At 42.4% G+C, this 12,199-nt stretch carries 17 protein-coding genes; all 17 read right to left on the bottom strand.

The features are described 5' to 3' along the window. Nucleotides 1-109: 109 nt before the first annotated feature. The 17 genes from WAK81_RS06515 to WAK81_RS06435 all read right to left on the bottom strand — a co-directional run bounded on the left by WAK81_RS06515 (nt 110) and on the right by WAK81_RS06435 (nt 12,132). Nucleotides 110-448, bottom strand: coding sequence for a hypothetical protein (locus WAK81_RS06515; protein WP_422196173.1), 339 nt, complete (start codon nt 446-448; stop codon nt 110-112). A 10-nt stretch (nt 449-458) separates the two neighbouring features. After that, on the bottom strand, nt 459-1,532 hold the full coding sequence (locus tag WAK81_RS06510; protein WP_422196172.1) for a major capsid protein: 1,074 nt from the start codon (nt 1,530-1,532) through the stop codon (nt 459-461). Nucleotides 1,533-1,535: 3 nt separating this feature from the next. After that, the gene (locus WAK81_RS06505; RefSeq protein WP_422196171.1) at nt 1,536-1,922 is read right to left on the bottom strand and encodes a hypothetical protein; all 387 of its coding nucleotides are present in this window, start codon (nt 1,920-1,922) and stop codon (nt 1,536-1,538) included. Next, nucleotides 1,919-2,896: a hypothetical protein gene (locus WAK81_RS06500; protein ID WP_422196170.1), complete on the bottom strand. Its 978-nt coding sequence runs from the start codon at nt 2,894-2,896 to the stop codon at nt 1,919-1,921. Before WAK81_RS06500 ends, WAK81_RS06505 begins: the two co-directional genes overlap by 4 nt. 57 nt (nt 2,897-2,953) lie before the next feature. Continuing rightward, on the bottom strand, nt 2,954-3,355 hold the full coding sequence (locus WAK81_RS06495) for a hypothetical protein (protein WP_422196169.1): 402 nt from the start codon (nt 3,353-3,355) through the stop codon (nt 2,954-2,956). Further along, nucleotides 3,356-4,561, bottom strand: coding sequence for a phage minor head protein (locus tag WAK81_RS06490; RefSeq protein WP_422196168.1), 1,206 nt, complete (start codon nt 4,559-4,561; stop codon nt 3,356-3,358). A 3-nt stretch (nt 4,562-4,564) separates the two neighbouring features. Beyond that, nucleotides 4,565-6,049 (bottom strand): phage portal protein family protein, encoded by a 1,485-nt coding sequence (locus tag WAK81_RS06485; RefSeq protein ID WP_422196167.1) that lies wholly within the window; start codon nt 6,047-6,049, stop codon nt 4,565-4,567. Nucleotides 6,050-6,059: 10 nt separating this feature from the next. After that, a complete protein-coding gene (gene terL / locus WAK81_RS06480; RefSeq protein ID WP_422196166.1) occupies nt 6,060-7,595 on the bottom strand; it encodes a phage terminase large subunit in 1,536 nt (511 codons plus the stop codon). Continuing rightward, complete coding sequence (locus WAK81_RS06475; RefSeq protein WP_222112076.1) at nt 7,596-8,066, bottom strand: DUF2280 domain-containing protein; 471 nt, start codon at nt 8,064-8,066, stop codon at nt 7,596-7,598. It abuts the gene before it with no gap. A gap of 46 nt (nt 8,067-8,112) precedes the next feature. Beyond that, entirely contained in the window at nt 8,113-8,754 is a 642-nt protein-coding gene (locus WAK81_RS06470; RefSeq protein WP_422196165.1) for a putative metallopeptidase, read from the bottom strand. Next, on the bottom strand, nt 8,714-9,151 hold the full coding sequence (locus WAK81_RS06465) for a hypothetical protein (protein WP_422196164.1): 438 nt from the start codon (nt 9,149-9,151) through the stop codon (nt 8,714-8,716). The genes WAK81_RS06470 and WAK81_RS06465 overlap by 41 nt, the downstream gene beginning before the upstream one ends. Before the next feature lie 43 nt (nt 9,152-9,194). After that, a complete protein-coding gene (locus tag WAK81_RS06460) occupies nt 9,195-9,473 on the bottom strand; it encodes a hypothetical protein (RefSeq protein ID WP_271259667.1) in 279 nt (92 codons plus the stop codon). Continuing rightward, nucleotides 9,457-9,966 carry a type II toxin-antitoxin system HicB family antitoxin gene (locus WAK81_RS06455; RefSeq protein ID WP_271259668.1) on the bottom strand — a complete coding sequence of 170 codons (510 nt, stop codon included), beginning with the start codon at nt 9,964-9,966 and terminating at the stop codon, nt 9,457-9,459. Before WAK81_RS06455 ends, WAK81_RS06460 begins: the two co-directional genes overlap by 17 nt. 3 nt (nt 9,967-9,969) lie before the next feature. Further along, nucleotides 9,970-10,245, bottom strand: coding sequence for a type II toxin-antitoxin system HicA family toxin (locus WAK81_RS06450; protein WP_271259669.1), 276 nt, complete (start codon nt 10,243-10,245; stop codon nt 9,970-9,972). A 788-nt stretch (nt 10,246-11,033) separates the two neighbouring features. After that, nucleotides 11,034-11,474 (bottom strand): hypothetical protein, encoded by a 441-nt coding sequence (locus WAK81_RS06445; protein WP_422196163.1) that lies wholly within the window; start codon nt 11,472-11,474, stop codon nt 11,034-11,036. A gap of 10 nt (nt 11,475-11,484) precedes the next feature. Then, a complete protein-coding gene (locus tag WAK81_RS06440) occupies nt 11,485-11,715 on the bottom strand; it encodes a hypothetical protein (RefSeq protein ID WP_155861511.1) in 231 nt (76 codons plus the stop codon). Between the two features lie 12 nt (nt 11,716-11,727). Continuing rightward, nucleotides 11,728-12,132, bottom strand: coding sequence for a DUF1064 domain-containing protein (locus WAK81_RS06435; RefSeq protein WP_422196162.1), 405 nt, complete (start codon nt 12,130-12,132; stop codon nt 11,728-11,730). Nucleotides 12,133-12,199 lie beyond the last annotated feature (67 nt).

Genomic DNA, 12,199 nt, shown 5'->3' with positions numbered 1-12,199 from the left:
TGCTGTCTCTAATGGATCTGGAGCATCAGCAGGAAACATGAGTGCAAGGTTAAGTACGTTTTCACCAAATCGAGCGACTAAATCAGCTTTAGTCGCATACATAGATCACCTACTTGGTTTCGTCAGCCGCTTTAGAGTCTGCTTTAGGTTTAGCAGCAGGTTTCACCTTTTCAAGTTCAGCCACCTTTGCTTTTAGCTCATCCACTTCTTTTTCAGCCTTCACTTTCGCAGCTTCAAGATTAGTGTTGGCTTTCGTCAGATCAGCATTGGCCTTTTCAAGTTCAGCCAGGCGAGCAGCGGTGTTGTCTGCCTCAGGTTCTTCCGGCTCTTGATATTCTTCAATAGCTCCAGATGCTAAAAGGGCCTGAAGTTGTTTAGCTTCAAGCCCTTTGATTTCCTGACCAGGACGAAAGTGCCCGATCGATTGTTTTGCAATGTATTTTGGCATTTGATTTCCCTTATACGAATCCACGACCGCCGACTAAGCCGTTTTTGTTATTTGGAACAGCAAGCGGAGATGATTCAGCGAGCATCTGAATACTTGAAGGGTTCTTTTCCTGCCACTGACCCAAATAGAATTCCAGAGCTTGGCCAAATGCTTCAACGTTTTGCAATGCACAATGTGCAATCCATCCATTCGCATCCGAAACAAGACCAAAGAAGTCTTCAGGGATAAAGCGCTCAGAAGTTCCACCCATATTATGACCTACGTCATAAGTCCAAATTTCAATATTATCGACTGTGCCACGGAATTGAGGCTTATCAGCTTGATCGAAAGTTGGAGTCAGCGGAACGCTGATACCAGCATACGGCGCAATGAATTTCTCTTTGAACTCTGGATCCTTGATTAAGGTGTTGTATACCTTAGATGTGGTCAAGGCCATGATAGGTGATGTACCCGAGTGCTCAATAGACAAGTCAATCATGGTCTGAATATCTTTAACTGGTGTAGCTCCAGCCTGTCCCCATTTGATCAACGGTGTAAAGTTACACGCTGGATTACGCTCATAATCCACTTCGTACATCGGGAAGTCTGCAGAAGCAAAAGTGGTTTTACCGTAAAGCAGTACATCGCGGGCAATCAATAACTTCCGGTTTTCAATTGATTGGCGAAGATATAAAGCTTTTTGAGCCTGATCAATCAGTAGTAGATCTGCATCAGATAAACGATTTGAACCGGTAGCAATTACACCAAATTGACGTAATCGTGAAATCAGCGCCGTGTTCTGCACTTCGCTCGGCATCACCGTCATCATAGGTTTTAAGTAAGCCGGCTTAACGAATTTCACGTTACCAGATTCACCCACTTTGATCTGTCGACCAGCTGCTGTCGGAGTAACAAACGGCGCAAGTGGGGTTGCTGTATTCAGCTCACCTACTGGAACCTCTTTTTTAGTGTACGAAACACGTTGAGGGAAAAAGCGATCCATCAACCAGGTATCCACCTTTTGAGTAGTATCGGTCAGCAACACCAGCTGTGGTACATCCAGCAATTCAACTGGTGCATTTTGAAATGTAAAAGTTTGACTCATGTCTTAATTCCCCACAACCTTACGAAGTTCGATTTTGTTTTTTAAGGCCTGTGCACGCACTGCATCATATTGAGCAGTGGTCAACGGCGTTCCATTCACTGTAACTACTGCAATATCAAATGCACCCTGCACGTAAATTGGCATTTCCAAATTATTGGCAGCATGATAAGTGGCCTGCTCTACAGTAAAATCTGATATAGCGATAGCGTTCCAGTCTCCCACTACCCCTTCTGTGACAACCGGATGGTCAGCCATATTGTTAGCACCCACATTCAGTAGATCCCCGCGCTTATACGCCGTGGCTGTTTTTACTTTGGCATTTTCAGTACGAACACCATCACCGACTACCAGCTGTTTATTCTCAATAGTGCCTGTTAATTCCTGACTCATGATTTAGCTCCTTGTTGCTGTGCTGCTACAAACTGATTGAATGCCTGATCCAGAGCTGAGCCTTGCTGTTGTGGCTGACCACCTTGCGCACCATTCGCCTGATGACTAAACAAATGTGCAAATGCTGGATTTACACCTGGTACTTGCTGTGTCTGTTGTCCAGCTGGCGGTTGTTGATTACCCGCTGAGAATTGACGAAGCTGCTTAGCAGTAAAGCTAAAAACTGAATCATCCATATTGGTATAAGCCGTTTTGTCTTCAGCACTGAACTGTGTTTTCAGCTCAGTTTCTAAAGCTGCAATTTCATCAGCACGCTTTTGTGCTTTGAATTGTTTCAGTTCAGCGAGAGCATCATCACGTTCACGCTCTGCTTGCTCTTTGGCCTGTTGTGCTTTTTCTAATTCGGTCACGTCTGTGTCCTCTTTGGTTGGATTTGGGTTAGCTTTGCCCGAGAAGGCTTCAATAGTGGTTTGAGTATCTGCACCCACACCACAAATTGTGATTTCATGTACTCGCACATTTCGGAACACATGCAGTGGACCCGTGAATTGCTGACCATTTACTTCAACTGTTTTACCTGGTGCAATTTCTTCAATGGATTCAGGATCAGCCCACCAAGACATTTGAAATGGATATTCCTCATCGATGTCTTGCACGATTTCTTTTGCTTTTGCATTGCTGAGAAAGTGACCTTTTGCTTTAAAGGTTTGATTGATTTCGTATGAAGTGGCTACACCGACACGCTTACCGCCAAAATGCTCTTCAACAAGCCCAGTTTTAGGTTTGAGTTGAAGCCCCTGCAGATCAATAACCACACCTGCTCGGCCCCAGTAATAGTGATTATCGATGCGGCCACCGCTATACACTTCTGCTTCAAAAGTACGGCGTTTCTTCTCGCCATCTTCTACTGTGGTGATCGGAACATTTACGGCCGTAAACTGACAGCGCAAATGCTCCTGATTTAGTTCAGGCATTTTTCATGCTCCATAAAAAAAACCGCCCCAGATGGAGCGGTTCAAATTTCAGATTTTTTAGAGTGATTGGATTAACAATTCAAGTTTTTCAATAGCCTCGGTCTTTGCACCAAAGTACCCATCAATACTCGCCACAGCACTCAAAGCATTAATAGCTGCCAACTTCGTATCAAAAGCAAGATTTTTAAATCTTTCAGATAGATTTGAAATAGATTCATCATTACCTAAAGCCATACTTCCATTCGATACATCTGGATTTTGGGTTAAAGCATTTGAACCAATATTACGCCCTAATGCATGACAACCACGCTCATCGACCTTTAAAGCACCCATCAGAAGCATTTTAAGATTTTCTCGATCCTCTTTTGATTCTGCAACAATGGAGTCAATGTTCAATCCGGTTAAAGACATCCCATCTCGATATAAAACGCTCATCCCATTTTTTAAAATAAGTTTCATCTAATTCACCAACGCCTTTAATGTATAAACCATCTGCCCTTCAATCGCCTCAATCGACACCACTTCAAAAGACAGTCCCATCGGCATGAGAACGCCGTTACCAGAATTCAGCATATCCAGATCAATACCGAGCCCTTTAGCATTCTCAATCTTAATCACGATGTCACCAGCACTTTCTGCCATCAACAACGGCGCACTCAACTGGACAGTTTGCCCAACCTGATAAGCTGCTACCTGTTGAAGTGTTGCAGCACCCACCACTGTTGAAGCGGTATTACTTGCCACAGCCTGAATTGCTGCCATATCGGTACTCAGCCAGCGCTTAAGTACATCATCAGCCAGTGAGCTTGTAGCAGAGTTTAAATAGCCAGTCAGTGCAGCATCGTTTCCTTGCACATAATCCAGAAAGGTGCGGATTGCGCTTGGTCTGATTTTGGGGTCAAGTGGAATAACCGTATTGGCCACCGTATCGAATAGATCCCGAGTTTTATCATCCATCGGAGCAAACAGACTGGTCAGCTTTTTACTCGCCGTCCATTCTGCCTTAATCATTTCCTTCTGTTCGAGGAGATATTCCTTATCCAAGGATGAAGCACTGATCTTTTTATCCACCAGTGATTCAAGTTCACCAAACTGCAATGGATGAGAACTCCAATCTAAGGCTTCAGCTATTTCTGGCAACTGATCATCTGGCGTAATGCCGTATTTCAATGCCTGTTTCTCGGTTAAGGCGATCACGGTACAGCGACAACGGAATCCCAACGGCGGGTAATGTGTTAGCCAAAACGGGTGATCAATCGGCAATACAATCCGGTTCAATTCCAAATGACTCGGACGCACCCGGCTATCATTGATCGCCGAATACATTAGATAAGGTCGTTTAGCCTTGTTACGTTGCTGTTGCTGCCAACGGCCATGACCATAAGCACTTTGAATATTGGTACGAAACACATTGTCCAGGTAGTGCTTTGGTAGAATGATTTCGGATTCTTCGATCAGCTTCTGAAAATCTTTAAAGGTGCCGCCGTCAGCAATCGACTTATTCACTGCCTTAATGACCGTTTCAATCTGCTCAAGACTTGATAGAAAGCTAACCGTGGTTGCCATCTGCCGGGTCTTTAAGTCCATTGAGTAAAACTCATCAGGCAGCACGATCTTTTTACTGTGAGCGTAATGAAGCGCCTCAAGGAATGTGACTGGTTGCATAACTTACTTCCCGTTTTGAGCCGTCACATATCCCAGTACATCTGCTGCATATAAAGCCTGATCTAGATTGGCAGTGAACTGAGTCTGAGTTGCACTAGGTATTAACTGCATCAGGTTATAAACCAAACTTTCAGGGCTATCAGACTTGAATACCAATTCCTTGACCTGATCCGGTTTCAGTAACTGCAATTCATCCTGGCCATCAGTCAATTCTTCAACTTCCTGCTGCTCTGGTGAAAGCTTGTTTACTGATGCTTTAAAGCTAAATGCCTGACGTGGTAATGCGGTGAATTGATTGAAGTTGGCTTGTGTCTGTTCAATCACATCACCATCTTCAAGCCCGTACTCACGCTTAAAGTATTGTGGCGTTAAGACTGCACCAGCATTCTTTAACTTCACATCACGATCTGCTTTAGGTTCTTCCAGTGACTTCTCTTCACCAATGATGACCTGGTGGCGTTCCCAACCATTTAGATCACATAACGCATTAATAATGGCTTGGATCGTCGGCATGATCATTCGCACATCGGCTTTATACTTTGAGTTTTGCACCTCAAGATGCACATCACCCAATGCACGGGAGCCAGAGCCATCGGTACCAGATGTTAGAGTCTGACCCAGAATCACCTTTTGAATACGGCGCTCTAAGTTCTTATCAAAGGTTTCGAATGTCTGAGATGCATTACCATTACTATTTGCCGTCTGGACTTCAACCGAATCCGTACCGCTTAAGGCGATAACTGAACTGGCATGTGCTCTAAGTAGTGCATCCCGCATATCTGTCGTCTTGCCGGCAGTTTTACCTACCAGCATTGGTAGACCAAACTTTTCTACAAACTTGGCCCAGAACTTAAAGCCAGATGTTTTAAAAAACCACACCCAGTACAGTCGGCTTAATAAAGCCTCACCCAATGGATTCTCATAAGTGGATTTGCAGCGAGTCATGAAATGCTTAAACCGCTGATCCACTTCTTGATCCTGCCGGGTACTGTTGTAGTTAGCCAGCAACATTAAGCGGCCATCATTCTTAGGTTCATACCATTGCATTGGCTTTTCACCAATCCATTTAAAACCAATAAACGGCGTAATGGTATCACCTTCAATATGCAGGCTTGGTTCTTCTGGCTTGCTGTAGATGGCTTCTAAAACCGAATACCCATACCAACGAGCATTCTGTGCACCCAAAAGAATCTCTGACCACCACTCGCGCAGATGTTCCATAATGATTTTGGATTCTGGTCGATCCATCGGCTCAACTCGCCATGACGCACTTTCAAGTTTATCCTGGCGTTTTTCAATGGCCTGATAAATCTCATCGTCATACATCATGACTTTTAAACGTGGTCGAGTGACCCCGGCCTTACGAAGAACCTCATCACCATCCGGCATTTTGGTCAGATAACTGATTAAGGCCTGCTCTGCCTCATGAGAATAGAGTGCACCAGATTCGGGCTTACTATTTTCAGACTTTTTACTTTTCTTAGCCATAAATAAAACCTTAAGCCGCTGGTGGGCTGTAATTAATCGCAATTACTGCGTCTTCAATTGCATCAATGAGCGTATCCACTTGGTCATCATGATCATGGGTAAATGCGGCATTAAATGCCTCACACTCTTCAAAGAATTCACCGACCCATGGTGCATCTTTAGGTACCAATACAAACCGGTCATCAGGCTTGTCCTTATAGTTCGCTTCAAGATGAACCTGTACATCCATAAACCGGGATAGCTTGTCTGTATTACGCTGGACCGGAATCACAGCAACACCGGAGTAAGTTCCTAGTGTCTGGATCAACTGGGTACCGGATGCCTTGTCCTCTACTTTCATGTAGCGAATAGGCTTGGTGTGCCAGGTGTATTCTTTATGCTTATCCAGAAAGGCTTTCGCCTGACGGTTTAGCTCCGGTGCTTCCCATTTGCCACGTAAAAGATCAAGCAAGTACAGCTTGCCATCTATCCCCATGCCCACAAGTAGGAATACAGAGTAGTCATTGTGCTCTTTGGTTTTCTGCGCCGTATCAACAAGGACTGCACGCCACTGAAGCTCTGGATACTCTTTGTAGAACCCAAACCATTCAGACTTGATCAGGTCACCGCCTAATTTCTTAGGCTGCTGCATGTACTGACTTGAGAATGTATAGCGGGATACCGTCGCGCCCTCTTTATCCTTACCGCCCTTTTCAAGCTGCAAGAGAGATTGCAATGATTCTTTCTTGGGCCAGTAGCTTTGGCGACCCTGCTCATCTCGTTCAGTATCTTGCGGTACCAGTTTTTGAATATGCTCTGGCAAGGTTGCAATGTACTTATCATCTATCAATGCCGGAATAGATACTTGGCTCCATTCACCTGGTAGATTTCCCGTCATGACGAAATTAGTAGGATCCTCAGTGTGAAGGCGCTGCATGATCATGATGATCGGTGTATCAGACTTAGCTTTACGAGAGTTCACCGTGTTCAGTAGCTTCCGATTCGCTGCATCCCGCTTGATCTTACTGAAAGCATCTTCGGGTTTTAACGGATCATCAATGATGATACAGCCGGTAAAGCCATCATCCGCCAGCGTCCCTGCTCGCCGCCCTGTTACCTGCCCACCCATGGAAGCCACATAGACATGACCAACGTCATAGTCTTCAACCGTAATCTTCCATTCTTTTTTGGAGTCGGTACTGTTTGAGACAGTTAGATCCCACATTTGGCGATAGTCTTTCGACTTCACGATGTCACGCGCAGTATCCGATACGCCTTCTACCAGTGATTGAGAGAAGGACAAATACAAAAACCGTGACCGGGCATTTAACGCTAAGCCACGTGGAATTAGGTTGGTGGTCAGTTCAGTTTTTCCGGCCCCTGGTGGAACATTGATAACTACGTTCGCAATCTCACCAGCTATCACCTGATCAATGATCCAAGAGATATAAACATGGTGCCAGTTCACAGTAAATTTAAAACCCATACGGGGTTTAAAGAATCGCCGGGTGAAATATAAATGCTCATCTTCACACAGCTTCTTTTCAACCTGTGTTTGCAGATCCATTTAGTATTCCTCTTGGGCCTTCTTTACAGCAGCTTCAACCTGTGCTTGGGTAGCATGAACAACTGTTGTTTGAAGAGGTTCGCCATCTTTACCAGTAATCTCTATTTTCTTTTCATAGTGACCTTTAACAATTTTTTGCATCTGATCAATTAATTTAATTGCTGAAACTACATTGCTTTTTTTATTCACCAATAGATCACTGAGAATTTTCAACTGAACAATATCGTTGGCACCTTCAATATTGTGAATTGGTTGATCAATGTATTCCTTACGCGCCTCATTAAATAGATCAATAAATTCTTGCGGTAAATTAGCGCCAGCAACCTTGGTCGGGTCATAATATTCAACTTGCTGAGGTGTCACATCAATACCAAATTTTTCTTTGATATCCCTCACCACTTCAGTGGGTGTCATAAACTGTGCAAGTGACCGAACAATAAAGACTTTTTCTGCTTTTTTTAACCTTGCCATAAATCACCATCTATCAAGATTCATCAAGAATAGTGGGCAAAAAAATTTAACCTATGACACAGTTCCCACAGCACGCGGCCATACTTTTTTCAGATACAAACGGCGCATTCTTGGCAATTTCCAAAAGCCGTTTTACAGAGTCGTTTGCACCCCAACGCTTAACTTCACCAAAGAACACTTCAACATCATGGCCAGCTAAATAATGCTTAGGAAGCCCTGTCATATCGCTATAAATGATTTCACCATCTTCATCGCGCTCTACACCAATGTGATATAGCTCATGTTCAATCAGTCGACAAAACTCACGATCTGAAGCCTGTTCACAGAAAGCAGCATCTACAGTAATCAAGTACTGAGGTACGAATCCAAACCAATCCCGCATCTGCTGTTCCTGGCGTGCTTTCTTCCAGCCGCCCACGTTAAACATCACCTTTTCACATTGGCCTAGCACCATACGTTTTTTCGCTACGGCGGCAGATGAAGCCCAGGCGAATGCAAGGAACTCTTCATTGTCATGCAGTAATTCAGCAATATGGTCATGATCCGGGTTATGCAGTTCACCGCCGAGAGTTAGCCAATTACTAACGACCCATTCTTTAAGTTCTGTTGCAGGTGCTAAACGAATAGCTTCTTCCTCCTCAGCCTGATCAATCAGATCTGTCGGTGGGAATGGTCTGAACTGCTCCATCTTCTAATCTCTCTAACTGACTTCTAATCCAGTTAATTGCATAACCCGATTCAATTTGATGAGATTCAAGGCGCACAAATGTATAACCTTGATCTTCAGCAAGATCATACTTATTAAATGAATTCGCTATCTTTTTCCCACCACGACCAACCGACCATGAACTGCCCACAATTTCTACAAGAAGATTCAGCTTCACAATATAAAAATCAAAGCGCCAGTTTTTGGTTGATTCAAATTGAAACTTTCGACGATAACCAATTCGATGTTCTTCTAATTCTTGGAATAGAGTTTCTTCAGCTTCTAAGTATTTTTCTTTAGCCTTGGGTAATGGTCTGTTACGAGGTTTTGTTTTAATTGGACGCTTCTTGGTTTTCCAGAAGTAATCTTTTTCGTCCATAAACTGTACCCATTAAAAAACCTCCCGGAGGAGGTTATAAAATTTAACTATCTTTTTTCGCTCTTCGTTTAGTTCTAGGGTTTACTTCACTAGCATCAACACACATCGCATTATCTGAACTTTCGACCTTCTCAATGCCTATACTCTTGATACCAACTTTGACTGTTGGTATACGCTCTCCTTCATTAAATTCGTCTACCCCAGCTCCGAACGCCAATTCCATTTTTGGAACATATAGACCTTCATGAATTCCTTTATCTTTAATTATTAAAATTGCAATATCTTTAATTGATAGAGAATCATACTCAGCTGAATGTGACATCTTTTACTCCTTGTTGCTCAACCTTATAAGCACTGTTTACAAAATCAGAGGTAGAGAAAGTTTTAAAAGTATTTTTACCGGCAACAAACTCTAAATGCTCGAACTTGCGGTGCAAAATAGTATCAATTCTATGCAATTGACTTGAGCCATTTTTAACAAAATCAACGTGATTTTTAATTGCTGCTACAATAAAATCATTCATTGACTGCTTTTCTTTCTTTGAAAGTATGGCTACTTGTTTGTGAAGTTCAGGGTCAAACCTAACGGCAGTTTTCCCACTAAATGATGGATTTGGATCTTTATCGATTTCTTTACAAAATTCAATATAAGAATCAACAGCTTCTTCAAAAGCTGATTTAATCCCTTTAATGGTCTCGGAATCATATCCTACTGAATCATCAATAAATAAAATTTTTCCGAAAATCAATCCGTCTTCAAAACTAACTTCATAAGAACCATAGTAGCCTTTATAAGTTAATAAATTTTCAGACATTTATTAATCCTCTTTAGGCGACATATATAAAGCCTCGTATCTTTCGATAGCTTCTAAAGCTTGATTTATATGTCCACCTTTTAGCGTGTTGTTAGGGTGAGGTCTAGAGGTCATGATGACATGCTTATCACGACCTACAAATCTGCAATGCGATGAACCAGTTTTCGCACGAAGCTCATACTCGTAATGACCAAGTAATGTAACTAGATCATCCCAGGTATAATCCTTTGGTATAGGTTTACGGCGAAGCTTTTCTAATAGTTTTTGATGTTTAGACAAGAAAACATCTCCTAACAAAATTCAAGTTTTCTTGCTAATGTGCCACCAATGTTTGGTAGCACAACTCTATATTAAGTATTCTATATTCTAATATCAAGAGTTTGCTTATTTATTTTACACAACGCCAATAAGAAAAGAAAAACCCCTCAACATCTAGAATGCGAGGGGCTTTTATGTGCCGTAATACGTTCGGCGAAATTCGTTATATAACGAACAAAAGGTATTTTTAAATGAAACTTCGCTATATGGCTAACTATTTAACTTCTTTCAAACAATCCCGACACACCTTGATTTCTTCATCATCAACCGTGTAATCGATCTCGGTCACACCATGCAGACCAAATAAGCAAAATATAAATCGGAGCATGCTTTTCCCCAGACAATAAAAAAACCACCCGAAGGTGGTGTTTATCTACCATGGCATACTTTCGTACATCATGTGCATATATCCAAGAATTCGCACAATCATATAGACTGCACTAGTTAAGTAATACGCGTTTCGAATAGACAACTTTTTATTGATGTTAAGTAACATCGTTCTAACTCCCTTGCTTATGGTAAACACGGAGTCACGGAGAACAAAGTACTTTACGGTACTTACATTTCCAGCAACCTTGTGATTGAAGTCAAAGGAGTCCTTAACAGCGTTAAAATATTAATTTTTGTGATAAATGTCAACAAAAAAGCCCACCATTTGGCGAGCTTTTAAATCAATCTAGTGCTTTAACGTACACTTCGATCACTATAACAGAAATATGCCATATCCCGTGCGCACGGTCAATAACTATTCAATCTATTTTCAACCGTTTATCATGCCCGCATAAATAAAACTTGCCGCAGTAAATCATGCTCTTGATTGAGGTTCTGCCGAGAGTAAACTCACGCACCATTTGATCGAGTGACATCCCTCTCACATTCTTCTCAATAAACAACTGCACCGCCACTTTCGCTGAAACACAAACCGAACTCGACTTATTAAAATCTACAATCAATTTCCGCACCTGCTCAGCCTCAAAATCATTAATCTTGCAAATGACCTGATCCTTACGTGGTGCTGCCCCTTTGTTATTCTCAAGAATCAGCCAGTAAATCTGATTTACCCCAAGTGAGTCCGGTTGATTTCCTGACTTCATACGTGAAATCTGGATGTATGCCCCATACTGCTTCAGCCATTCCTCAATCGAAAACTTTGACCAGTCCATTACTTGTGCTTTCACTACTGCATTCATCCCAATCTCCTTATTTCTGCGACCAATATTCTTCTTGAACATTCTTTAGGTTTGGTATTTCTTGCCAAAACTCGACTATTTCCCAACTAACTCGATTCTCAACATAGAAATAACCATCACCACAAATAGGAGTGCCAAAACGAATTTTTCCATCCGTACACAAACACATTACTTTCTTGCCTGGTGGCATATCTTCAACATGAATCCACTCTGCACCTACCGCCTTAACCATCGCATTCATCCCTATTCCCTCTCAAATCTCTCTAACGTCTATACCGTGTACTGTTTTCATCAAGTGTTTCTTGTTACGGAAACTTGCTAACTTTCTTGTTGCTGCCGACTTCACATCCTCAATAATCTGCACCCCATCCTTCAGATATGTGAAATCTGCAAAATATCGCAGCGCAGGCTTTGCTCTTTTCTCACCTGCAATTTTTACTTTCGGTGCCAACTCAAATTTGACCTGACACCGTAAATCTTGAATCTCACCCCTTTGCATTTGCGCTGTAAGCTCGATATAGCGTTTGTACTCTTTTTGGCTATCAAAGGTCATTCCGTCCTTTTCGATCTTCACAGCATTAAATTTATTGCGTTTGGTGGCAGTCTTACGACCACCGCCATACTGTTTGTGATATTTAGCGAGGGAGATTGATGTCATCAATTACCTCACAATGACAGGGCCACATTGCATACCCATTCCGCGATGGCTCATTTTTGTTTTCATG

The organism is Acinetobacter sp. (assembly GCF_049284435.1).
Classification (GTDB): Bacteria; Pseudomonadota; Gammaproteobacteria; order Pseudomonadales; family Moraxellaceae; genus Acinetobacter.
Note: the sequence above shows the minus strand (reverse complement) of the source record. Positions and strands in the feature narration are given on the sequence as shown.

Excerpts from the sequence above, each read along its gene's own strand:
- WAK81_RS06510 (WP_422196172.1), bottom strand. The coding sequence starts at position 1,532 with ATGAGTCAAACTTTTACATTTCAAAATGCACCAGTTGAATTGCTGGAT.
- WAK81_RS06470 (WP_422196165.1), bottom strand. The coding sequence starts at position 8,754 with ATGGAGCAGTTCAGACCATTCCCACCGACAGATCTGATTGATCAGGCT.
- WAK81_RS06465 (WP_422196164.1), bottom strand. The coding sequence starts at position 9,151 with ATGGACGAAAAAGATTACTTCTGGAAAACCAAGAAGCGTCCAATTAAA.
- WAK81_RS06475 (WP_222112076.1), bottom strand. The coding sequence starts at position 8,066 with ATGGCAAGGTTAAAAAAAGCAGAAAAAGTCTTTATTGTTCGGTCACTT.
- WAK81_RS06500 (WP_422196170.1), bottom strand. The coding sequence starts at position 2,896 with ATGCCTGAACTAAATCAGGAGCATTTGCGCTGTCAGTTTACGGCCGTA.
- terL (WP_422196166.1), bottom strand. The coding sequence starts at position 7,595 with ATGGATCTGCAAACACAGGTTGAAAAGAAGCTGTGTGAAGATGAGCAT.
- WAK81_RS06440 (WP_155861511.1), bottom strand. The coding sequence starts at position 11,715 with ATGAATGCGATGGTTAAGGCGGTAGGTGCAGAGTGGATTCATGTTGAA.
- WAK81_RS06490 (WP_422196168.1), bottom strand. The coding sequence starts at position 4,561 with ATGCAACCAGTCACATTCCTTGAGGCGCTTCATTACGCTCACAGTAAA.
- WAK81_RS06445 (WP_422196163.1), bottom strand. The coding sequence starts at position 11,474 with ATGAATGCAGTAGTGAAAGCACAAGTAATGGACTGGTCAAAGTTTTCG.
- WAK81_RS06505 (WP_422196171.1), bottom strand. The coding sequence starts at position 1,922 with ATGAGTCAGGAATTAACAGGCACTATTGAGAATAAACAGCTGGTAGTC.
- WAK81_RS06455 (WP_271259668.1), bottom strand. The coding sequence starts at position 9,966 with ATGTCTGAAAATTTATTAACTTATAAAGGCTACTATGGTTCTTATGAA.
- WAK81_RS06435 (WP_422196162.1), bottom strand. The coding sequence starts at position 12,132 with ATGACATCAATCTCCCTCGCTAAATATCACAAACAGTATGGCGGTGGT.
- WAK81_RS06460 (WP_271259667.1), bottom strand. The coding sequence starts at position 9,473 with ATGTCACATTCAGCTGAGTATGATTCTCTATCAATTAAAGATATTGCA.
- WAK81_RS06495 (WP_422196169.1), bottom strand. The coding sequence starts at position 3,355 with ATGAAACTTATTTTAAAAAATGGGATGAGCGTTTTATATCGAGATGGG.
- WAK81_RS06485 (WP_422196167.1), bottom strand. The coding sequence starts at position 6,049 with ATGGCTAAGAAAAGTAAAAAGTCTGAAAATAGTAAGCCCGAATCTGGT.
- WAK81_RS06515 (WP_422196173.1), bottom strand. The coding sequence starts at position 448 with ATGCCAAAATACATTGCAAAACAATCGATCGGGCACTTTCGTCCTGGT.